Here is a 20,247-nt window from a genome sequence, read left to right as displayed (position 1 = left end):
ATTTTAATTTAATCAACGAGGTAAACGATGAATCTCACTCCTACTCTCCGTCATCTGACCGCGCTGGCCCTGCTGGCTGGTCTGTGCAACAACGCCTTCGCCTGGGATCAGGCCAAGGCCGTCGAGGAGGGCATCAAGGCCATCTCGGCCGGTAAAGATCCTATCCCGGGACCGCGTAGCTGTTTCTGGGCCCGGGGCCCGGCCAGCGCCGATCCCTACATCAACATCGCCTACCCGGATGCGGCTACCTTCTACTGGGCCGCGGTGTTCACCATCCCCGAAGGGGCCAAGCTCTCTCTCGAAGGGCAGTACCCCCACTCACGCTATATGTCGCTGATCAGCTATGACGAAGCCGGCCGCCCCCTAGAATCGGTGGCCGACTATCTGATCAAACCGAAAGAGGGGGCGATCAACCCCTTCCTGACCGGGGCCGATCGTACTGGCAGTGCCCGTTCTTATAGCCTGAACGTCATCGATGCCAAGCCGGATCCCAAGCAGAAGACGGGCATGAACCTGGTGGGTGAAAGTCGCGACAGCCTGCACGCCCCCAAGTACGGCAAAGGCCCGGGTCAGCAAACTGTCCTGTATCGCATCTATGCCGCCGATCGGGGGCAGGATGAGACGGGAGGCGTGGGCCTGCCGACCCCCGTACTGACCCTGGCCGATGGCAAGGTGCTCAAGGGGGCCGAAGCCTGCCCGGCACTGCGAACCCGCCAGCCGCTGCAGCTGGACTCTGCCGCCATGGCGGTGCCGATGGAGAAGTATCAGGCGCTGCTCAACGCCGCCGCCAAGCGTGGCCCTGCAGCCCCGGCGACCAACCCGCCGACCTGGTACCAGCAACTGGATCGGGAGGCGCTCTACGCCATCTATACCGGTGAACCGCTCAAGGTGGATGCCAGGCGCAGCGAGGGTGGCTTCTACCCCAACCTCGATAACCAGTACATCCGCACCATTCTTAATCGCAAGTTGGGCAAGGTGTTCGTGGTGCGCGGCAAGGCGCCGACTACGCCGAAAACCCTGGCCGGTGAGAGCAAGATGGGGGAGGGGGATCTGCGCTACTGGTCCTTCTGCTCGAATCAAGGCTTTGCCAATACTCGCGTCAACGACTGCGTTCAGGATGAGAATATTCCAGTGGGGCCGGATGGTTATTACACCATAGTGGTCAGCCGTGCCGAAGACAGGCCGCGCAATGCCACTCCCCAGTGCGGTGTCGCCTGGCTGCCGATGGCCGATGATGGTGATGGTGCCGGTGATGCCGATGTGACTGTGCTGCAACTGCGTCATATGCTCGGCACCGGCCAGTTCCAGCATGCGGTGCAGAATGTCGGCAAGCCCGGGGATGAAGCCAAGGACATGGGTGAGTACTACCCCCGTGGCCGTTATCTGTCGACTTCGGCCTTCGAGACAGCGCTGCCTTGCCTGATCGAGCAACGCTAGCGATGGCTGAGGAGCAAATATGATGACAACACAGTTGGCATCGGCATTGGCAATGCAGCGCGCCGCCCGTCAAGGGCGGCCTGGGCCAGATTATGCACAGCGCCGCGCCGATCTGCTCAGCCTGCAGCGCTTCGTGCGTGACCATAAGGAGGCGATTGCCGAGGCCATCAGTGCCGACTATGGCCATCGCTCCTATCACGAGACGATGTTGCTGGAGGTCTTTCCGGTCATCGATGGCATCAGCCACGCCTTGAAACATCTGCGCCGCTGGATGCGTCCCCAGCGGCGCGGCATCGATCGCCTGGTGTTTCTCGGTGCGCGCAACCGGGTGATCCCGCAGCCCCTTGGGGTGGTTGGGGTGATAGTGCCGTGGAACTTCCCGCTCAATCTCAGTCTGTTGCCGTTGACCTATATATTCGCCGCCGGTAACAGCGCCATGGTGAAGATGAGCGAGCACTCCCGCCATCTCGCCCAGTTGCTGATCGCGCGGATGCCGGATTACTTCCCGCCCCAGAAGCTGCAATTTTTCGAAGAGAGCGGCGAGGTGGGCATCGCCTTCTCCCGCCTTCCATTCGATCATCTGCTGTTTACCGGATCTGGCCAGACGGGGCGCGCGGTGATGGCCGCCGCGGCCCAGAACCTGTGCCCTGTCACTCTGGAATTGGGGGGCAAGGCGCCGGCCATTGTCTGTGATGATTTTCCCCTGCACACCGCCGCCGAGCGCATCTTGTATGCCAAGTTTGTCAATGCAGGTCAGGTGTGTACCACTGTCGATCATGCTTATCTGCCGCAGGATCGTATCGATGAGTTCGTGTCATTGGCGCGGCGCATCGTGGCGGCTCGCTACCCGCACCTCGATGCGCCGGACTACACCAGCATCATCGACTCGGGTGCCTTCGAGCGGCTGCTGCACGCATTGGAGGAGGCGCGGGCTCGGGGGGCAATCCTCATTCCTCTGCTGGAGGGGCCTTCGTGGGATCCTGTCAGCCGCAAACTGGCTCCCCATCTGGTGCTCAATGCGCCGGATGATTGCCTGCTGATGCAAAGGGAGATCTTCGGCCCTATCTTGCCGTTGATCGGTTATCGGCAACTCGACGAGGTGATCGAGCGGGTTAACGCCGGGCCTCGACCCTTGGCGGTTTACCCGTTCAGCTATCAGGCCCCTCGGGTTGAACGGGTACTTGAGCGGATAATGTCCGGGGGCGTCTCGGTCAATGACGCCCTGTTCCATGTCGGTCAGCATGACCTGCCCTTCGGGGGCGTCGGTGAGTCCGGCATGGGCCATTATCATGGCAAGGAGGGGTTCGAGACCTTCTCCAAACTGCGCCCTGTGTTCTACCAGGCCCGCTTTTCGGGATTGAGGCTGCTGGCTCCCCCATATGGCAAGCTCATCGATCGCGTGCTCGCGTTTTTGCTGCGCTGAGGGGGCAAAAGAGAGGCGCTATCTCGCATTGATCGGCCAGCACCTCTGCATCTTGAAAACAGCAGGCCCACAGTGATGCGGGCCTGCTGTGTTGTTCTGAGTGGGAGTCGGGGCTCAGCCCGACTGTTCCGCCAGGGCGGTGAGGGCCACGCCTTTGTCGCAGTACATGGCCTTGTCAGCCTGGATCAACCACTGCTCTGCGCTCCAGCCACTCTGATAGTGACTGACGCCTATGCTGATCCCCACCTGCATGGCTTGGCCGTCTATCTCGAAGGGGGCAGCCATGGCGAGGCGGATCACCTCGGCGACATCGTGAGCCTGCTTGAGGCTGTAACTGGGCAGCAGCAGGATAAACTCGTCCCCCGCCAACCGGGCAAAGAAGCAGTGATGGCCGATGGCGCGGGTAATTCTATGGGCGAGTTGACAGAGGATGGCATCCCCCTGACTGTGGCCGAAGTTGTCATTGATGCGCTTGAAATCATCGAGATCGCAAAACAGCAGGCAGCCTGGAGTGGGTTGGGCTATCTGTTGGTGCAGCCGGTTCATCAGGCTGAGGCGATTGGGCAGGCCGGTGAGGGGATCGCGCTGGGCGAGCTGCATGATCTCCGCTTCACGCCGCTTGCGCAGGGCGACCTCCTTGCTCAATCGATCGTTGCATAGCCACAGATAGAGGGCCAGCCCCAGGATCAAGGCAGTGGCGGCCAGACTCAGCATGAACCAGGGGCGCCAGAAGACCCATTGGGCTGAGGGGGCATGGTAGAGAAAGTCGGTCAGGGGCACCTTGTGTTTGAGGAGGCCTATCTCCACCAGCTGGTCGAGAATATGTTCGAAACGGGCGGGGTTCATGTAGCCCATTTCCACATAGAGCGGCTGGATCATCTCCTTGCTGACCTGCAGCTCGTACTCCATGTGTGCCTGGGAGCGAGCCACCCCATATTGATCGCGCAGCAGTGCGATGGCTTCCTGAGGGTGGGCCAGGGCGTACTGCCAACCGCGCAGGCTGGCAGCGCGAAAGCGCTCGACCCTCTCGGGGTGCTCGGCCTGGTTCGCCTGGGTGGTAAAGAGGATGTCGCTATAAAAATCCACGCCGTAGTTGCGTGGACTGATGACGGAGACGGGGATGCCTCGCTCCTCCAGATAGAAGGGCTCGTTGCTCAGATAGGCATTGAAGATGTCGACTCGCCGCTCCACCAGATCATCGATGTTGACCGAGGTCTGCAACGGGATCAGCTCATCTTCGCGGATCCCCTGATAGAAGAGGGTGGCCAGCAACTCGGCGTCCTGATGCTCGGGGAACATCATGATGCGTTTGCCACGCATGTCGGCAAGGGTGAGAATATTGCTGTCGCGCCGGGCGAGGAAAATGGACGGAGAGTGCTGGAAGATGGCCGCCAGTGCCAGAAGGGACTCCCCTTCGGCGTACTGGGTCAACACCTCGGTATTGCCGACACCAAAGTCGGCCCGCCCGCTCAACACCTCTGCCACCGGGCTCAGCCCCTTGCCCCCCTGACGAATCTCGACGTCCAGGCCCAGTTCTGCGTAGAAGCCCTTGGCCTTGGCCATGTGATAGCCAACGAATTGGGGTTGATGTAGCCAGCGCAGTTGCAAGACAACACTGTCTGCCCCGGGCGCAGTATCTTCGCTGGCCTGGGCCGAGGGAATGGTCTCAAGGCAGAGCAAGATCAAGTAAAATAAGCATCTCATCATCCGTGCGAGTCTTCAATTTGTGAGCCAGTGTGGGATGTTATGATCGGGCACGTTTGAGTGCCAACTACCATGAGAATACGTCAAAATGTTGCCTATGTATCGCATCCTGTCACAAAACGAACACTTCCTGGTCATCGACAAAGGGCCTGGAATTGGCATGCATGACGAAGGAGGAGACGCGGGTCTGGTGAGCCTGGTGCGAGCCGATACCGGGCTCGAACTCTATCCGGTGCACCGGCTCGACAAGATGACCTCGGGCCTGCTGTTACTGGCCCGTACCCCGCAGGCGAATCGGGCGCTGAGCATGAGCTTTGCGGAGCGGCAAGTGAGCAAGCAGTATCTGGCTCTTTCTGACTGCAAACCCAAGAAGAAGCAGGGCTGGATCAAGGGCGACATGCAAAAGGGGCGAGGTGGCAGCTGGCTGCTGACCCGCAGCCTGGAGAACCCCGCCATCAGCTGGTTCGATTCCACGCCGGTGCGAGAAGGATTACGCCTGTTTCGTATCAAGCCCCAGACCGGTAAGACCCATCAGATCCGGGTTGCCATGAAGAGCATAGGGGCCCCCATCCTGGGTGATGAACGCTATGGCGGTAGCCCGGCTGAGCGCGGTTATCTCCATGCATGGCGCCTCGACTTTGTCCTCTGGGATACCCCTTTTGCCTTCGAGTGCCCCCCCGAACCAGGTCCGGCATGTAGCGCTCCTGAACTGGCGGCGGCGATGGCAAGGCTGGCGCCCTGATGCCAGCGCCCGGCGCAAGCCAGGATCCCGCGCTGCGGGAAGGGGGACTCGGGCCCATTGGTGAGGGTCTCATTCTGGCCGACTTCGATGGCACCCTGGCGCCGGGTGACAGCCATGCCGGTCTGCTGCGTTTCATCTTGGTCAGGCGCCGCTGGCCGCTGCTGCTGTTCCCTCTGCTGATCCTGGGGGCGCTGCTTGTTTTTTTACCTGGGAGGTCATTTGCCAGGGGGAGAGGGTGGGGGATCCCGCTCATCTGGTGGAGCATTACCTTGGGTCTCTCTCCCCTGGCCTGGCGAGCCTGGGTGCGTGCTTACAGCGCCAGCCGTCCGGGGCTCTTTGTTCCTGCCAGAGCCTTGCTGGCGGGCTACCATCACAGGCTCTGGATAGTGTCGGCCAGTCCCCGGGCCCTGGTGCGAGGCCAGCTTGCCTTGGCACTGGCCCATGAGCCCGACGGCAAGCCATGGCCTGCTCATATTGAGGCGACCCGGCTGCGTTATGCCTTGGGTGGCTTGATCCCGCGCCACTACTGCCATGGCGCCGCCAAGATAACCCCGGTCATGGCCCGGTTGAAGGTCGCGCTCAGCCTGAGTGACAGCCTGCACGATCTGCCGCTGCTGCGTCTGGGCCGCGTGGCCTGGCTAATCAATCCGGCGCCCAGCCTGTTGCGCCGTGTCAGGACTCGATTACCCCATATTGTGGTCAAGCAGTGGCGGCTGCCAGCGCTGCCCCCTCGCCCTTGAGCCTCTTGTAAGCCAAAGCTGACAGCCTGAATGGGGGGCGGGGCCGTCACTACCCGTTGCCATTGCTTATGTAACTTATTATTTACATTCATTGTCCCGTTCAGCCCGCCGACTATCTGAGCCTGTCCTCTTTCCTTCCCGCGACAGCGCACCTCTAATGAAACAAGTTGTTAACACCCATGTTCAACCTGATTTCGTGCAAAGGAGCGCACCATGATTGCAGCCAAGGCGACCGCCGCCAACACCATCAATCCCCTCGGCACAGACGGCTTCGAGTTTGTCGAATACACGGCGCCTGATGGCAAAGGCATCGCCGCGCTCAAGGCCCTGTTTGTCTCCCTCGGTTTCGCCGAAGTGGCTCGCCACAAACACAAAGAGTGCTGGCTCTATCGCCAGGGGGAGATCAATTTTGTGGTCAACGCCGAACCGCACTCCCAAGCTGAGCAGTTCGCCAGCGTCCATGGTCCAAGCGTGTGCGGCATGGCGTTCAGGGTCGACAATGCGGGCAAGGCGCAGCAGTACGCCCTGGCTCAGGGCGCCAAGACTTTCGTCGGCAAGATAGGGCCCATGGAGCTCAACATCCCCGCCATCTATGGCATCGGCGAGAGCACGCTGTCGTTTGTGGACCGCTATGGCAGTCGCGGCTCCATCTATGATGTCGACTTCGTCTTCCACCCAGACTGGCAGGCCCGGATGGAGGCGGTTGACGCCGGGCTCTACGAAATAGATCACCTGACCCACAATGTGCAGCGTGGCAACATGGATGTCTGGTCGAACTTCTATGAGCGAGTCGGCAATTTTCGCGAGATCCGCTACTTCGACATCGAGGGCAAATTGACGGGTCTTCATTCCCGCGCCATGACGGCCCCCTGCGGCAAGATCCGCATTCCCATCAACGAGTCCTCCGACGACAAGTCCCAGATAGAGGAGTACCTGCGCCAGTACAAGGGGGAGGGGATACAGCACATCGCCATGGCCTCCAGGGACATCTACCAGACGATCCGCACCCTGAGGGAGAGGGGCACCGCCTTCATGTCGACCCCTGATACCTATTACGAGAAGGTCGACGAGCGGGTGGCCGGTCATGACGAAGATCTGGCGGCGCTCAGGGCGCTGAGCATCCTGATCGATGGCGCCCCTACCAAGGACGGCATTTTGCTGCAGATCTTCACCGATACTGTGATAGGCCCCGTCTTCTTCGAGATCATCCAGCGCAAGGGCAATGAAGGATTCGGCGAGGGGAATTTCCAGGCACTGTTCGAATCCATTGAGCTGGATCAGATCCGCCGGGGTGTGCTCAATGATCAATAAGGTCGGGATGAGCCAATGTGGGATTCACCTCTTGTCCCGTGGCGGGATCAGCCCCGCGCAAGGAGTCCGTCATGCGTAACTGGATCAACTTCCCCCATAGAGAGGGCACGGCATCGCGCCAGGCTCATGCCGACTTGCCCGAGCAGGCCATCTTTGAGCGGGAGCTCGGCCGCTCCGGCTTCTTCGGTCCCGCCACCCACATGCATCACAAGCATGCCCCGACCGACTGGATCAGCTGGGAGGGGCCGCTGCGACCAAGGGCCTTCGATCTCAATGGTCTCCATGCAGAGATAGACTCGCTGTCGCCCTGGGTGGTGCCGGATCTGCTCCATAACGTGCACTGTCGTTACCGGGTCTGGCGGCTGGCGGACAAGATGCCCTTCCTGGTACGCAACGCCGATGGCGATGAGTTGCTGTTCATCCACGAGGGCAGTGGCGAACTGTTCTGTGACTATGGCCACCTCAGCCTGCGCGATGGGGACTATGTGGTGATCCCCCGAGGCACCATGTGGCGCATCGAGCCGCACGAGCCCCTGTTCATCCTGCTCATCGAGGCCACCAATGACAGCTATCAGCTGCCGGACAAGGGGCTGGTGGGCAATCATGCCATCTTCGACTCGGCCGCCCTGGTGGTGCCTGCCATCGACGAGGCGTTTCTCGCCCAGCAAGATGAGCAGCCCTGGTCGCTACAGATCAAGCGCCACAATCAGGTCTCTGTGGTGACCTGGCCCTTCAACCCCCTCGATGCCCTTGGCTGGCACGGGGATCTGACCCTGGTCAAGATCAACTGGCGTGATATCCGTCCGCTGATGAGCCATCGCTACCACCTGCCACCCTCGGCGCACTCCACCTTTGTGGCGAGCCGCTTCGTGGTCTGTACCTTCGTGCCGCGCCCCATAGAGAGCGACCCCGGTGCGTTGCGGGTGCCCTTCTATCACAGCAACGATGATTTTGACGAGGTGCTCTTCTATCACGCGGGCGACTTCTTCAGCCGCGACAACATAGAAAAAGGCATGGTCACCTTTCATCCGGCCGGTTTCACCCATGGTCCGCACCCCAAGGCGTTCGCGGCAGGGCAGGCCTATGCCAAGAAGTTCACCGACGAGGTGGCCGTGATGCTCGATACCCGGGATGCCCTGCAGGTCGGGGATCTGTGCGAACGGGTCGAGAATGGCCAGTATGTCAACAGCTGGCAGCCACTGCCGAAATAGCCCCAACCGCATGTTTGCATTGAGAGAAAAGGAACAAGGATGAAACTGGCAACCCTGAATAATGGCCGTCGCGACGGTGCCCTGCTGGTGGTGAGTCGCGATCTGGGCCGCGCCGTGCAGGTACCACAGATAGCCCCTAATCTGCAGGGGGCGCTGGATGAGTGGCACAGATTGGCGCCCCGTCTCGAAGCGGTTTATCAGGCCCTGAACGAGGGGAAAACCGACGGCGCCTGCGCCAGTGCGTTCCCCTTTGACGAAGGCGCTTGCCTCTCGCCGTTGCCCCGCGCCTATCAATGGCTAGACGGCAGTGCCTATGTCAACCACGTGGAGCTGGTGCGCAAGGCGCGCGGGGCCGAGATGCCGGCGAGCTTCTGGCAGGATCCCCTGATGTACCAGGGGGGATCGGACAGCTTTCTGCCGCCCCGTGGCCCCATCCTGATGGCCGACGAGGCCTGGGGCATCGATTTTGAGTCCGAGATCGCCATCGTCACCGACGATGTGCCCATGGGAACGCCGAAAGGCAAGGCGGCTCGCCACGTTCGGCTGCTGATGCTGGTCAACGATGTCAGCCTGCGCAATCTCATTCCGGGTGAACTGGCCAAGGGGTTTGGCTTCTTCCAGTCCAAGCCCTCCAGTGCCTTCTCGCCACTGGCCATTACCCCGGACGAGCTGGGGGAGGCCTGGGCGGATGGCAAGGTGCATCTGCCACTGCGGACTCACCTCAATGGCGCTCTGTTTGGGGCCCCAGATGCCGGGGTGGACATGACCTTCGATTTTCATGATCTCATCGCCCATGCGGCGCGTACAAGGCCGCTCGGCGCGGGCACCATCATCGGCTCCGGCACCATCTCCAACTATGATCGCAGCGCCGGTTCGGCATGCCTCGCCGAGCGCCGGATGCTGGAGATAATCGAGTCGGGTCAGGCAACTACTCCCTTTCTGCGCTTTGGTGATACAGTGTCCATCGCGATGCAGGATCGCAATGGACTGAATCTGTTTGGGACCATATCTCAACGAGTGACCCAAGCGGAATGACATGCAAAGGCGGGCATGCCCTGCCCGCCAGGACAGGGACAGACTATGTTGCAGTTGTATGGATATTGGCGCTCGTCAGCAAGCTATAGGGTACGTCTGGTGTTGCAACTCAAAGGATTGAGTTACGAACAGAAAACCGTTCACCTGGGCAAGGGTGAGCAGAAAGATAAAGTCTTCAAACGCATCAATCCCCAGGGGCTGGTGCCCTTTCTCATCGATGATGAGATAGAGATAGGCCAGTCGGTGGCCATCATGGAGTACCTTGATGAAACCTATCCCGCTCACCCCCTGATGCCCTCAAAGGCTCAGGACAGGGCGCGGGTTCGCCAGATAGTCAACATGATTGCCTGCGATGTACACCCGCTCAACAACTTGCGGGTGCTCGACTATCTGGAACAGGAGCTGGGTCTGGGGCAGGATCGCCGGGATGAGTGGTATCGTCACTGGATTGATGAGACCTTCCGGGCGCTGGAGCCCCTGTTGATGACCACGGCCGGCGTCTATTGCGTCGGCAACGAGGTCACATTGGCAGACTGCATGCTGGTGCCTCAGGTGTATAACGCCCGACGCTACCAGATGTCCCTGGATGAATATCCCACCATAGCGCGCATCGTCGCCAACTGTGAGCCCTTGCAGGCCTTCGTCAAGGCGGCGCCCGAGCAGCAGCCCGACGCCCCCTGAGGTGACAACCAGAAACGACAGCGCCCTCGCATTGCGGGGGCGCTGTCGTATTGGCCCTTGACGAAGTCAGGGCCGCCTGGTCGCCGAGTGGGTCAACGGGTGGCGCGGGCCTGGCCGAGCAAGATGGCCTCGTCGGTGGCGTCGTAGATCATGACGCCGATATGGGTGACCTGGCCACAGAAGTCTGCCAGGGGCACCAGGGTCAGGTTCTGGTACATGAAGGGCGCCGCCCCCGTGATGGGGCGATAGTTGGAGAAGCGCAGCAGATAGGGGCGCTGTTCCCAGGTGCTGAAGGCGCGGTTGTTGAGGGTGAATACCTGATTGGCCTTGCGCTCGAACCAGGGCCTGTCCAGCTCTTCGAACAGGGTGAACAGCTCACGGTCACGCACCTCGGCGGCCAGACGGCCGCTATGGCTCTCCATGAAGCCGTTCCATACCTGAACCTTGAACTGGCGATCCAGCACGATCAGGCCCACATCCAGGTTCTGGACTATGTTCATCAGCCAGTGAAATTCCCGTATTTCCATGTGAACTCCTAGAGCAGGTGTTGAACCTTGTGATTCATGGTGGCGATGGAGTCCTCGGTGAACAGCAGCAGCAGATCGCACTGCACGCCATAGCCCTGGATCTTGTAGTTGATCTCGATGGCCAGGGTGCGGCGCCAGCGGTTTTTGTTGGTGTCGATGAGCTCGTGGATGGGTCTGTGCTGACCGAGTAATACCGGATGGCCTTGGCTGAAGTGGGTATCGAGCTGGGCACTGAAACCGCGCAGAAAGGCGCCGATCAGCACGTTGGCGGTGTCCATCAGCAGTTCCAGCTCGGCGGCTCTGTCGAGTTCCCCCTCATGCTTCATCAGCCGTGCCAGATCGGTGAAACTGGCATCGTGGAACAGCAGCAGCGCCTCACCGGCGATACCGGCCCCGATGAATCCCTGGCACAGGGCGGAGAGCGTCTCCGAGCGGGCGGCAGAAGAGAGGGCCATGTGCAACTCTGACACCTCGAGCACATTGACGTTGGGGATGGGCAGGATGACGAAGGCGTCGAGCAGGCGGGCCAGCAGCGCGGCGGCCTGGCCCATGGCGACGTTGGCCAGCTCCTGATAGAGATCCCGAGTTTGGGGGCACAGTTGCAACTCGCTCTGCGAGGGTGCATCCGCCGTGGCGTCATCGGCGCTGGCCAGGGCCATCACAGGGACTGTCGCGCTATGGAGACTGGCCTGCTCCTGTTTGGGTTGCCAGAAGCCGTGTTGCTGCAAGAAGGCTTGCAGCGTCTCGGGGGAGGCGGGTTTCTTGATGAAATCCAGTGCGCCCAGGGCCATGACCCTGGCATGCGCCTCGGGTTGTATGTCCCCCGAGACTACCAGCACCTTGCTGCGGATCCCTTCTCGCTGGAGGGTCTCCAGCACGCCATAGCCATCCATCTCTGGCATGGTGAGATCGAGCAACACCAGGTCGCCATGACCCATCAGGATCTGCTCCAACCCTTCCACGCCATTGGCTGCCTGGTGCAGGGTGATGGCCCACTCCTGGGGCAAGGCCCGGGCCAGCTGCTTGCGGGCAAAGCCCGAATCATCACAGATCAATACATTCATGGGGCCGCCCTCTTATAAATCCTGAAGATAAGTGTGGCCCGTCCACCTCAGCTGCCATGACATTGGGGTGGGCAACGGCGAGTGCTAGCGATCCCGCCGGTAACGTTCCGAGTACTTTTCGACAAACTCGGCAAACAGCTTAACACGCAGCGGGGCAAAATTGGGTTGCGTCACCAGCATGTAGAAGGGGCGACTAGCGGTTTTCCAGTCGGCGAGAACCGGATGAAGCTGACCCGCCTGCCAGGCCTGGTGTGCCAGATGGAGGGGCACATTGATGATGCCCAGATGCTGGCTGGCTGCCCGTACCGCGGCCTGAGTCTGGCTCACGGTCAATTTGGCCCGGGTGCGGATCTGGGCAACCGCCCCTTCCCGGTCGTTGAGCTGCCAGTGTTGGTGCGGCCAGCAGTAGATGAGATCGTGATCCGCCAGGGCATGTGGGTGCGCGGGCTGGCCCCGTTTTTCCAAATAGAGGGGAGAGGCAAAGAGGCCGTATTCGACCCGGCCCAGCAGGGTGGCATGGGCCAGGGTCTGCGGCAGTTCGCCATGGAACAGCACCAGATCCTTGTCGCCTTCGAACAGCTGTTGATGATCATTGGTCTGGCAGATGTCGAACTCTACTTCTGGATGGTGCAAGGAGAAGTCGGCCACCATGTCGATGAGCAGGGTACTGGAGAGGGCGACCGGCGCCGCCAGCCGGATAAGGCCAGCCAGGTCAGCCTCCTTGCCCTGGATCTCCCCCGTTGCCTGCTCGATCTGGGCCAGTGGCGTACAGAGTCGCTCGTAGTAGCGCAATCCTTCGTCGGTGAGGCGGATCTTGCGAGTGGATCTGTGCAGCAAGGGGTAGCCGAGGGCCTCTTCCAGATGAGTAATGCGGCGACTGATGCTGGCGGTAGGCATGCCCAGGGCACTGGCTGCGTGGGAGAAGCCCCCCTCCTGTACCACCTTGACGAATAAATAGAACTCTTCGATGAACTTCATAGGAGGCATGGCACTCGAGTCAAACAGTGACCTTAAGAAGCGGTCCCCTCCTTGGCAAGGGCAATCACGGCTTTAATTGATCTGGATTAGGTTCGACTCGAGTTGGTACTGATGCAACAGGCGCACGAACTCATCGGGCTCCCGATCCAGGCTGCTGACCGGTACCAGCAGATCGTAACCTATCAGTGTCCGCAGCCGGGTCATGCGGTTGGCCAGCATGGCTATCACCCCCTCGTAGTCCTGACCCTCCCCTGAGCGATAGTGACTCTCTTCGAACAAGTCATCGAACTGGCTGGCGCAGGTGCCTGTCGGGCAGTCGGCCTGCTCGCTCTGCAGCACCTGCATCAGCACGGCCCGTTGCTCGGTGAGTATGCCCACCGCCAGTCGAGGTGTGATCAAGTTCAAAAAACTGTCGTAATCTTTTATCCGCAAGCCAATGTAGGGGATCTCGACCAGATCCCAGCCCAAATGGATGCGGGGTCGATCGATCCGTTGGATATTTACCCATTTGAGAACCCACCCACCCTGTTTGTGGTGATATTGCAAGCAGTCGTGACAGAGAGAGAGACTGAAATGAGGCTCTCTTAGCTTCAATGAGCCGATAAACAGTGTCATCAGACCAGTCAGCAGGCCGCAATAGACAGGGATTAGTGGTTGTTCACTGAATAAAAAAAGTATAGAAATCATGGCAATGGTTACTATTAACCCGAGCAATACCAGCGTGAGTCCGTTTCTTCTGACCATGGGTTGTACGTGCAGTGTTTTCATATGAGGACGACCTTGCCGCTCTTCCTATATTTTCAGTCTAAGCCCCATATCAAGATATGTTGTAGTCAGGCAGATATGGCGCCGTGGACGATCGTTCCTCACTCTCAAGGAACAAGCTGATGAATCACCATAACAGATGAATACGCTCGACGAAGGCACCCTCGACAGCTTTGAGGTGCTGCACACACCTATCTGGGTCTATGACATTCTCCATCACCGCATTTTTTGGGCAAATGAAGCCGCCCTCGCTATCTGGGAGGCGAGCTCGCTCGCCGAACTCAAGGCGCGGGATTTTGGTGCCGACATGGCCGATGCCATCGCTCTGCTGCTGCAACGCTATCTCGGTGATTTCCAACAGGGTCGCAGTTACAGCGAGTGGTGGAGCCTCTCCCCAAAGGGGGTCAAGAAGCAGGTCTATCTCCGTTTGTCCGGAGTGCAGCTGGCGGGGCGCTTGATGATGATGACCGAGGCGGTGATCGATGCTGACAGCCTCCATCAGCAATCCTCCCTCGCCACCGGTGACACCCTGGCCTGCTTGTTCGATGATGACGGTCAGCTGGTGAGTGGCAATCACCACTTCGACGCCTGCTTCGGGGGCAGTATTGATACCCTTGGGCAGGTCTTCTCCGGTAATGACGATGCGTTCTTCAATAAGTTGTCGCGCCTCGATGAGGTGGTGACCGAGGGGGAGTGCCGCACCCTGCGGGGCATGCGCTGGTTCCAGTACCAGTTTCGCCATATCCAGCAGGGGGCGCAGACGCTGCTCACCATGCGAGACATCACGGATCGCAAGCTCGAAGAGCTGGAGCATCGCCATCTCGCCTGGCATGACTCCCTGACCGGCTTGCTCAACCGTTATGGTCTGATGAAGTCGCTGGAGGCTTACTGCGGCATGGGGGGCCGCTTCGCCCTGGTGTTCATGGATCTGGACAATTTCAAGCTGGTCAATGACAACTATGGTCACAAGGCCGGCGATCGCCTGCTCGAGCGGGTGGCGGGTCGTCTCAAACAGGTCTGTCCGCGCGATGTGGAACTGGCCCGGCTCGGGGGGGATGAGTTTACGGCACTGGTGCCTCTGACGAGCGGCAGCGAGCGGGCTCAGGAGGTGGCGGATCTGATGCTCTCCCAGATGAGTAAACCGCTGCAATTGAGCGGGGTGCCCGAGGTGACTATCGGCGGCAGCATCGGTATCGCCGTCTATCCGGACGATGCCGATGATGGCGACAACCTGATCACCCGCGCCGACATGGCCATGTACCAGGCCAAGCAGATGGGACGGCTGCGTTGGCAGCGTTTCACCCCCAGCATGCAGCAGAACCTGCATCGCAAGCTGACCCTCAAGCAGTTCCTGGCCAAGGCCATAGGCCGCCAGGAGCTGAGCCTCAACTATCAGCCCCAGGTCGATGCCGCCAGCCAGCAACTGCTCGGCTTCGAGGCGTTGATCCGCTGGCATAATCCCGTGCTGGGGCAGGTCTCCCCGGGGGAGTTCATTCCCCTTGCCGAGGAGATGGGGCTCATACGCGAGATAGGGGGCTGGGTACTGGATAAGGCGCTGGCCCAAATGGCCCACTGGCAACGTCACTTTGGAGTGCGGGTGCCGGTCTCGGTCAATCTGTCCGGTTTTCAGCTGGCGCCCTCCCTGCCTGAGCAGGTGGCCGCCTCGCTCAAGGAGCATGGGGTGGATCCCCATCTGCTGACCCTAGAGCTGACTGAAACCGTGTTGATGCTCGACATGAACGGCTGCATCGGCATTCTGGATCGCCTGAGTGAGCAGGGGATCAAGATAGCCATCGACGATTTTGGCACGGGTTACTCCTCCCTGGCCTATCTCAACCGCTTGCCCATCGACACCATCAAGCTGGATCGCTCCTTCGTGGTGGGGCTCAACCTGCCGGTGATCCGCGCCACTGTCGCCATGGCAACGGGTCTGGGGCTTGGCATCATGGCGGAGGGGGTGGAGGAGGAGCATGAGCTGGTGGCACTGCGCTCCCAGGGATGCCACGTGTTCCAGGGTTTCCTGTTTGGCAAGCCGATGACGGTGGCCGACATTGAGGAGAGCCGCTTCATCCTCTACTGCCCGGTGGGGGAGTTTGTCCTCGGCCAGTCATAGATAGAAAGAGGGCCTTGGGGCCCTCTGTTTTTTTAGGTTAGAGTGTGACCCTTATCAGGAGACAGCATGAACCAGACCATAGATCTTATTCTCTCTCATCGCTCTATTCGCCAGTTCACACCGGATCCCATCGCGGCCGAGCAGCTGGATCTCATATTGCAGGCAGCCCAGGCGGCGGCCAGCTCCAGCTTCCTGCAAGCCAACAGCATCATACGGGTGACAGACATGGCACTGCGCCAGCAACTTGCCCAGTTGGCGGGGCCCCAGCCTTATGTGGCCCAGGCCGCCGAGTTTCTGGTGTTCTGCGCCGATTTTCATCGCCACCTGCAAATCGTGCCGCATGCCTACACAGGGTTCGTGGAGCAGCTGATGATTGGTGCCATCGATGGGGCCCTGATGGCGCAAAACGCCTTGCTGGCCGCTCAGTCTCTTGGCCTTGGCGGCGTCTATATCGGTGGCATTCGCAACCACCCCGTCGAGGTGGTGACACTGCTCGGTCTACCCAAGCATGTGATCCCGCTGTTTGGCCTCTGCCTGGGTCACCCCGAGCAGCAACCCGAGCAGAAGCCTCGTCTGCCCCAGGCCATGGTGGTGCATGAGAACCGTTATCCCGCGCAACTCGACAGGGAACTGCTTGCCGATTACGATCGCCAGATCCAGGCGTACTATCAGGCTCGCAGCAGCAACAACAAGGTGCAGACCTGGAGCAGCCAAATCGAGGCTACCCTCGGCAAAGAGGCGCGCCCCTTCATGGATGCTTTCCTGCAATCCCAGGGATTTAACCTCAAGTAAGGCCTCGTTGGTGGGGGTAGCTGCCCTGTTTGGCTCAAGTATTGACGGCGACGGACGATATTAAAGGCGCTCTCTCCTTGATGATGACTTGGTGAGACTGTGAGCCCTGCAGGCTATCGTACTGGGGTAAGCTGTTGTAGGATCAGGCAATTGGATAGGGAAGGAACGGATAAAGCCTATGATTTTAACACTGATATTGCTGTCGATCGGCGCGCTTCTGTTTCTGGTGATCGCCTATAACGTCATGCAGCAATATAAGCAGAAGGCGGAAGCCGACAAGCGCCAGGCCATTGCCAAGCACAAGTCCATCGCCGATGAGACCGAAGAGGTGCTGCTCAACGTCAACCTGGTGCCTTTCTCCAAGAATCTGGTGTTACTGCTCCAGCACAGGATCCTGGACGCTTACCGCGCCATCGCCCAAGTGATGCCGGGGAACGCTCAGATCCGTCAGCGTGTCTTGGATGTGCAGACCCAGATCAAGAATGTGCGGGAGAACTACAGTAGCCACGATGAGGGCCACTTCAAGACGCCGGAATCCGATCGCCAGGCGATCCAGATGCTGCAACTGGTCAAGAAGATGCGCGCCGTGCTGCGGGTCGAACACAACAAGGGCAAGATAGATCCTCAGGGCTTTGCCCAGGAAGATCGCCGCCTCGAACTGATGCAGCTCAAGATCAACATCGCCAACCTGCTCAAACGGGCCATGGATGCCCAGATCCAGGGGCAGTATGGAACCTGCCGCCAGCTGTTCACCAAGGGGCTGGCGGCGGTGAGCAATATCGGCGACAAGGATGCCTATTTGTTGGCCCGGGAGGAGGACATGCGTCAGGGGCTGCAATCGCTGGATGAACACCTGGCCCAGCAGAGTGAGTCCGAGCTGCAAAACATCAAGGATAAAGAGACCGATGAACTCGACATCCTGTTCCAACCCAAGAAGAAGTGGTGACATGACCCATCTCCTCGACGAAAAACTGGGGCCCATGGCCCCTTTTGTTATTGGTCTGCTGCGGGAGCTGGACGCGCTCGGTATCGATCTCTGCCAACCGGAGATCGATCACCTCTGCTATCGCGCGGCCAGCCCGGGTGAATACCTGCTTTTAAGCGACTGCCTGGCCGATGCAGGCGATCTGCTGGTGGAGGGCATGATAGGAGGGCGCCCCATCGCGACTTACCGTTTGCATCAACCGCTGCACATTCAAATGCGCAGCAAAGATGGCGCAGCGATCGACACCCAGGTGCCCTGCATCGAACTGGCAGCGCCCAAGCCGGGTCGCAATCATCAGGCGGGTCTGGAGCATATCGAACTGGTGGTGGCGAGTCTGCCAGCCCTGGTGGCGGCGCATCCCCAGCTTGCCTTCAAGACGGGCAACATGGGGGACAGTCGCAATCCGGATGTGGGACTGATGCTCGGCTCGGGGCAGGTGAAGTTCCACCTGCGCTCCCTCGAAGCTGTCATCGAAGAGGAGATTGGCACGGCGGCCGTGGTGCCGGTGCCGAAGGATTACTTCACGCAGCAAGATTGAGGCCTGTCAATTCAAATGGTCAATGGCTGATCGCGATGGGCCTTCTGGCGAGCCAGCCATAACGAGAGGCCAGCCGTTACCAGCAGCACCAGCTCTATTCCCAAGACCAGACCCGGCAACTGCCCTTGCTCCCAGAAGGGATGCAGATAGAAGCCCCCCAGGCTCGCCCCCAGGTAGTAGGCAACCAGATAGAGTGAAGAGGCCAGTGCCCGGTTGTGCTCCACATGCTGACCGACCCAGGCGCTGGCACAGGCGTGGGCGAGGAAGAAACCAAAGCTCGACACCAGCAAGCCCCCGAGAATAAACGCCAGCGTCTGGCCGAGCAGCAGCAGGCCCCCCAGCGCCATCAAGGCGATCCCCACCAGCAACAGCTGTTCTGCCCCGACTCGTTGGGCGCAGCGGCCGCTGATGGAGGAGGCCAGGGTGCCCGATAGATAGGTCAGGAACAGCATGCCGAGCCACTGGGGCGGCAGGGCGAAAGGCTCGGCCGAGAGCAAAAAGGTGAGGTAACTGAACTGATTGAGGAACACCAGAAAGTTGAGGCCGCCGATGAGGTAGGCGCCGACTAGCAAGGGATTGCGCAAGTGGCTTCCTAGCGCCTGCCTGAGCTGGCCGGGCGTGGCGAGGGCCGGGGTGAAGTTGCGCTGAACCGGTAGCAACCACACCACCAGGGGAAAGAGCAGCACGCTGATGACGCCTATGCCCAGAAACGTGGCGTGCCAACTGTCAAACCAGCCAGCCAACAGGCCGCCGAGCACCCGACCGGCAATGCCTCCCAGGGAGTTGGCGGCGATGTAGATCCCCACTGCCGAGATGAGGGCACGGCGATTGAACTCCTCCCCCATGTAGGCGATGGCGGTGGCTGGCAGCCCGGCCAGCAGCATGCCTTGCAGGATCCGCAGCAGGACAAGGGATTCAAATTGCTCGACACCGCTTGCGATCAGAGAGAGGGCAATGGCACCGGCCAGGGTCCACAACATGACTCGGCGGCGGCCGAAACGGTCGGCAAGGCGGGCACAGACCAGCAGGGCGAAGGCGAGCCCGGCGGTGCAGCCCGCCAGGGTCCAACTGGAGTAAAGGGAGCTGATGGAGAACGAGTTCGCCAGCATGGGGAGCAGGGGATGGGTCTGGTAGAGATTCAGAAACACCAGAAATGAGCCCAGGCTCAGGGCCAGGGTGGCGCGCAGCCACTCGCGACTTCCTACTTCGATCATGGGGAGACTCCAAGGTTTTCCCTAGATTAGTGGGTCGCCTTCTATAAATATAATATATTTAAGTTATCCAACTCATAACGAGAATTGATATGGACCTCAAGCAGCTCGGCTATCTGCTGGCGGTGCGGGATACTGGCTCCTTCACCCGGGCCGCCCAGCAACTGCATGTGGCGCAACCTGCGGTCAGCATGGCCATTGCCAAGCTGGAGCAGGCATTGGCGCTGCGTCTGTTCGATCGCCAGGACAAGTCGGTGCGACTCACCCCTGAGGGGGAGGTGCTCTGTCGTCATGCCGAGCGTCTGCTGTTGCAGATGCATCAGGCCGAGGCCGAAATGGCCGAGCTCAAGGGATTGGAGCGAGGGGAGGTGCGCATCGGCATTCCCTACATGATGGGCTCTTACTATTTCCCGCCCATTCTGATGGCCTTCAAGCACCAGTATCCTGGTCTCAAGATCCGAGTGGAGGAGGCGGGGACCCGGGAGCTGCTCAGCCGTATGGTGGCGGGGGAGCTGGATTTGGCCATCTTGATCACCAGCGATCTGCCGCCCGCCCTGGAGGGGGGACAGCTGCTGCGCGAGGAGATGCTGATGGTGGTGGGTCAGGATCACCCCTTGCATGGGGCTCCGAGTGTCACCCTGGCCGAGTACTTTCAACAGGAGCTGGCGGTGTTTCGCCGTGGCTTCTATCACAGGGAGCACATGGAGGCGCTCGCCCAGGGGCTCGGCATAGAACCCAATATCGCATTCGAGAGCAATCTCATCCCCCTGCTCAAGGCGGTGGTGCGCCAGGGCTTTGCGGTGAGTACCTTTCTGCGCATGGTGGTAGAAGAGGACGCTGAGCTGGAGGGGATTGCCTTCGAGCCGCCCATTTTTCTGGATCTCTGCGTCGCCTGGCGGCGGGGGGATCCCCTCTCTCTGGCCAATCGGGCCCTGCGAGATTTCCTGCTGTCACAGCCCATGACAGAAACGAAGGCTAATAACTAAAAGT

19 protein-coding genes are annotated in these 20,247 nt (G+C 60.1%); 13 read left to right on the top strand and 6 right to left on the bottom strand.

Annotated elements, in window-relative coordinates:
- Nucleotides 1–27 precede the first annotated feature (27 nt).
- Complete coding sequence (locus M2367_RS10915) at nucleotides 28–1,437, top strand: hypothetical protein (RefSeq protein WP_259236683.1); 1,410 nt, start codon at nucleotides 28–30, stop codon at nucleotides 1,435–1,437.
- Between the two features lie 19 nt (nucleotides 1,438–1,456).
- The gene (locus tag M2367_RS10910) at nucleotides 1,457–2,860 is read left to right on the top strand and encodes a coniferyl aldehyde dehydrogenase (protein ID WP_259236682.1); all 1,404 of its coding nucleotides are present in this window, start codon (nucleotides 1,457–1,459) and stop codon (nucleotides 2,858–2,860) included.
- A 114-nt stretch (nucleotides 2,861–2,974) separates the two neighbouring features.
- Here M2367_RS10910 and M2367_RS10905 read toward each other — a convergent pair whose 3' ends face one another.
- A complete protein-coding gene (locus tag M2367_RS10905) occupies nucleotides 2,975–4,567 on the bottom strand; it encodes a GGDEF domain-containing protein (protein WP_259236681.1) in 1,593 nt (530 codons plus the stop codon).
- Between the two features lie 94 nt (nucleotides 4,568–4,661).
- Between M2367_RS10905 and M2367_RS10900 the strand changes: the two genes are divergently transcribed.
- The 6 genes from M2367_RS10900 to maiA all read left to right on the top strand — a co-directional run bounded on the left by M2367_RS10900 (nucleotide 4,662) and on the right by maiA (nucleotide 10,284).
- Complete coding sequence (locus M2367_RS10900; RefSeq protein WP_259236803.1) at nucleotides 4,662–5,306, top strand: TIGR01621 family pseudouridine synthase; 645 nt, start codon at nucleotides 4,662–4,664, stop codon at nucleotides 5,304–5,306.
- Nucleotides 5,306–6,046, top strand: coding sequence for an HAD family hydrolase (locus M2367_RS10895; RefSeq protein ID WP_259236680.1), 741 nt, complete (start codon nucleotides 5,306–5,308; stop codon nucleotides 6,044–6,046). The genes M2367_RS10900 and M2367_RS10895 overlap by 1 nt, the downstream gene beginning before the upstream one ends.
- Nucleotides 6,047–6,259: 213 nt before the next feature.
- Entirely contained in the window at nucleotides 6,260–7,357 is a 1,098-nt protein-coding gene (hppD, locus tag M2367_RS10890) for a 4-hydroxyphenylpyruvate dioxygenase (protein ID WP_259236679.1), read from the top strand.
- Between the two features lie 71 nt (nucleotides 7,358–7,428).
- Nucleotides 7,429–8,568 carry a homogentisate 1,2-dioxygenase gene (locus M2367_RS10885; protein WP_259236678.1) on the top strand — a complete coding sequence of 380 codons (1,140 nt, stop codon included), beginning with the start codon at nucleotides 7,429–7,431 and terminating at the stop codon, nucleotides 8,566–8,568.
- Nucleotides 8,569–8,607: 39 nt separating this feature from the next.
- Nucleotides 8,608–9,603, top strand: a complete 996-nt coding sequence (locus tag M2367_RS10880) for a fumarylacetoacetate hydrolase family protein (RefSeq protein WP_224432716.1) — start codon at nucleotides 8,608–8,610, stop codon at nucleotides 9,601–9,603.
- 45 nt (nucleotides 9,604–9,648) lie between these two features.
- Complete coding sequence (gene maiA / locus M2367_RS10875; RefSeq protein WP_224432717.1) at nucleotides 9,649–10,284, top strand: maleylacetoacetate isomerase; 636 nt, start codon at nucleotides 9,649–9,651, stop codon at nucleotides 10,282–10,284.
- Between the two features lie 92 nt (nucleotides 10,285–10,376).
- Here the strand turns inward: maiA and M2367_RS10870 are convergent, their stop codons facing one another.
- The 4 genes from M2367_RS10870 to M2367_RS10855 form a co-directional block, all read right to left on the bottom strand.
- Nucleotides 10,377–10,811, bottom strand: coding sequence for a PAS domain-containing protein (locus M2367_RS10870; protein WP_224432718.1), 435 nt, complete (start codon nucleotides 10,809–10,811; stop codon nucleotides 10,377–10,379).
- Nucleotides 10,812–10,819: 8 nt separating this feature from the next.
- Complete coding sequence (locus M2367_RS10865) at nucleotides 10,820–11,875, bottom strand: response regulator (protein ID WP_042043804.1); 1,056 nt, start codon at nucleotides 11,873–11,875, stop codon at nucleotides 10,820–10,822.
- Between the two features lie 84 nt (nucleotides 11,876–11,959).
- The gene (locus tag M2367_RS10860; protein WP_310504067.1) at nucleotides 11,960–12,853 is read right to left on the bottom strand and encodes a LysR family transcriptional regulator; all 894 of its coding nucleotides are present in this window, start codon (nucleotides 12,851–12,853) and stop codon (nucleotides 11,960–11,962) included.
- Nucleotides 12,854–12,925: 72 nt separating this feature from the next.
- Nucleotides 12,926–13,468 (bottom strand): DUF2982 domain-containing protein, encoded by a 543-nt coding sequence (locus M2367_RS10855; protein ID WP_224432721.1) that lies wholly within the window; start codon nucleotides 13,466–13,468, stop codon nucleotides 12,926–12,928.
- Nucleotides 13,469–13,757: 289 nt separating this feature from the next.
- Between M2367_RS10855 and M2367_RS10850 the strand changes: the two genes are divergently transcribed.
- The 4 genes from M2367_RS10850 to M2367_RS10835 all read left to right on the top strand — a co-directional run bounded on the left by M2367_RS10850 (nucleotide 13,758) and on the right by M2367_RS10835 (nucleotide 18,046).
- Entirely contained in the window at nucleotides 13,758–15,731 is a 1,974-nt protein-coding gene (locus M2367_RS10850) for a bifunctional diguanylate cyclase/phosphodiesterase (protein WP_042043808.1), read from the top strand.
- Nucleotides 15,732–15,797: 66 nt separating this feature from the next.
- On the top strand, nucleotides 15,798–16,523 hold the full coding sequence (gene nfsA / locus M2367_RS10845) for an oxygen-insensitive NADPH nitroreductase (RefSeq protein ID WP_224432723.1): 726 nt from the start codon (nucleotides 15,798–15,800) through the stop codon (nucleotides 16,521–16,523).
- A gap of 178 nt (nucleotides 16,524–16,701) precedes the next feature.
- Nucleotides 16,702–17,469 (top strand): hypothetical protein, encoded by a 768-nt coding sequence (locus M2367_RS10840; protein WP_042043811.1) that lies wholly within the window; start codon nucleotides 16,702–16,704, stop codon nucleotides 17,467–17,469.
- A 1-nt stretch (nucleotide 17,470) separates the two neighbouring features.
- Nucleotides 17,471–18,046, top strand: a complete 576-nt coding sequence (locus tag M2367_RS10835) for a VOC family protein (RefSeq protein ID WP_224432724.1) — start codon at nucleotides 17,471–17,473, stop codon at nucleotides 18,044–18,046.
- A gap of 11 nt (nucleotides 18,047–18,057) precedes the next feature.
- Here the strand turns inward: M2367_RS10835 and M2367_RS10830 are convergent, their stop codons facing one another.
- Nucleotides 18,058–19,260 carry an MFS transporter gene (locus M2367_RS10830; RefSeq protein ID WP_224432725.1) on the bottom strand — a complete coding sequence of 401 codons (1,203 nt, stop codon included), beginning with the start codon at nucleotides 19,258–19,260 and terminating at the stop codon, nucleotides 18,058–18,060.
- A gap of 89 nt (nucleotides 19,261–19,349) precedes the next feature.
- Here M2367_RS10830 and M2367_RS10825 point away from each other — a divergent pair, with 89 nt between their 5' ends.
- On the top strand, nucleotides 19,350–20,243 hold the full coding sequence (locus M2367_RS10825; RefSeq protein WP_224432726.1) for a LysR family transcriptional regulator: 894 nt from the start codon (nucleotides 19,350–19,352) through the stop codon (nucleotides 20,241–20,243).
- Nucleotides 20,244–20,247 lie beyond the last annotated feature (4 nt).

The organism is Aeromonas sp. BIGb0445 (assembly GCF_024809075.1).
In the GTDB taxonomy this organism is placed as follows: domain Bacteria; phylum Pseudomonadota; class Gammaproteobacteria; order Enterobacterales; family Aeromonadaceae; genus Aeromonas; species Aeromonas rivuli.
The sequence above is the reverse complement of the archived record's forward strand: the minus strand, read 5'-3'. Positions and strand labels throughout refer to the sequence as shown.

Coding starts and splice junctions, on each gene's coding strand:
- M2367_RS10850 (WP_042043808.1), top strand. CDS start 13,758: ATGAATACGCTCGACGAAGGCACCCTCGACAGCTTTGAGGTGCTGCAC.
- M2367_RS10865 (WP_042043804.1), bottom strand. CDS start 11,875: ATGAATGTATTGATCTGTGATGATTCGGGCTTTGCCCGCAAGCAGCTG.
- M2367_RS10885 (WP_259236678.1), top strand. CDS start 7,429: ATGCGTAACTGGATCAACTTCCCCCATAGAGAGGGCACGGCATCGCGC.
- M2367_RS10910 (WP_259236682.1), top strand. CDS start 1,457: ATGATGACAACACAGTTGGCATCGGCATTGGCAATGCAGCGCGCCGCC.
- M2367_RS10825 (WP_224432726.1), top strand. CDS start 19,350: ATGGACCTCAAGCAGCTCGGCTATCTGCTGGCGGTGCGGGATACTGGC.
- hppD (WP_259236679.1), top strand. CDS start 6,260: ATGATTGCAGCCAAGGCGACCGCCGCCAACACCATCAATCCCCTCGGC.
- M2367_RS10900 (WP_259236803.1), top strand. CDS start 4,662: ATGTATCGCATCCTGTCACAAAACGAACACTTCCTGGTCATCGACAAA.
- nfsA (WP_224432723.1), top strand. CDS start 15,798: ATGAACCAGACCATAGATCTTATTCTCTCTCATCGCTCTATTCGCCAG.
- M2367_RS10835 (WP_224432724.1), top strand. CDS start 17,471: ATGACCCATCTCCTCGACGAAAAACTGGGGCCCATGGCCCCTTTTGTT.
- M2367_RS10895 (WP_259236680.1), top strand. CDS start 5,306: ATGCCAGCGCCCGGCGCAAGCCAGGATCCCGCGCTGCGGGAAGGGGGA.
- M2367_RS10830 (WP_224432725.1), bottom strand. CDS start 19,260: ATGATCGAAGTAGGAAGTCGCGAGTGGCTGCGCGCCACCCTGGCCCTG.
- M2367_RS10860 (WP_310504067.1), bottom strand. CDS start 12,853: ATGAAGTTCATCGAAGAGTTCTATTTATTCGTCAAGGTGGTACAGGAG.
- M2367_RS10880 (WP_224432716.1), top strand. CDS start 8,608: ATGAAACTGGCAACCCTGAATAATGGCCGTCGCGACGGTGCCCTGCTG.
- M2367_RS10855 (WP_224432721.1), bottom strand. CDS start 13,468: ATGACACTGTTTATCGGCTCATTGAAGCTAAGAGAGCCTCATTTCAGT.
- M2367_RS10905 (WP_259236681.1), bottom strand. CDS start 4,567: ATGATGAGATGCTTATTTTACTTGATCTTGCTCTGCCTTGAGACCATT.
- M2367_RS10915 (WP_259236683.1), top strand. CDS start 28: ATGAATCTCACTCCTACTCTCCGTCATCTGACCGCGCTGGCCCTGCTG.
- M2367_RS10840 (WP_042043811.1), top strand. CDS start 16,702: ATGATTTTAACACTGATATTGCTGTCGATCGGCGCGCTTCTGTTTCTG.
- M2367_RS10870 (WP_224432718.1), bottom strand. CDS start 10,811: ATGGAAATACGGGAATTTCACTGGCTGATGAACATAGTCCAGAACCTG.
- maiA (WP_224432717.1), top strand. CDS start 9,649: ATGTTGCAGTTGTATGGATATTGGCGCTCGTCAGCAAGCTATAGGGTA.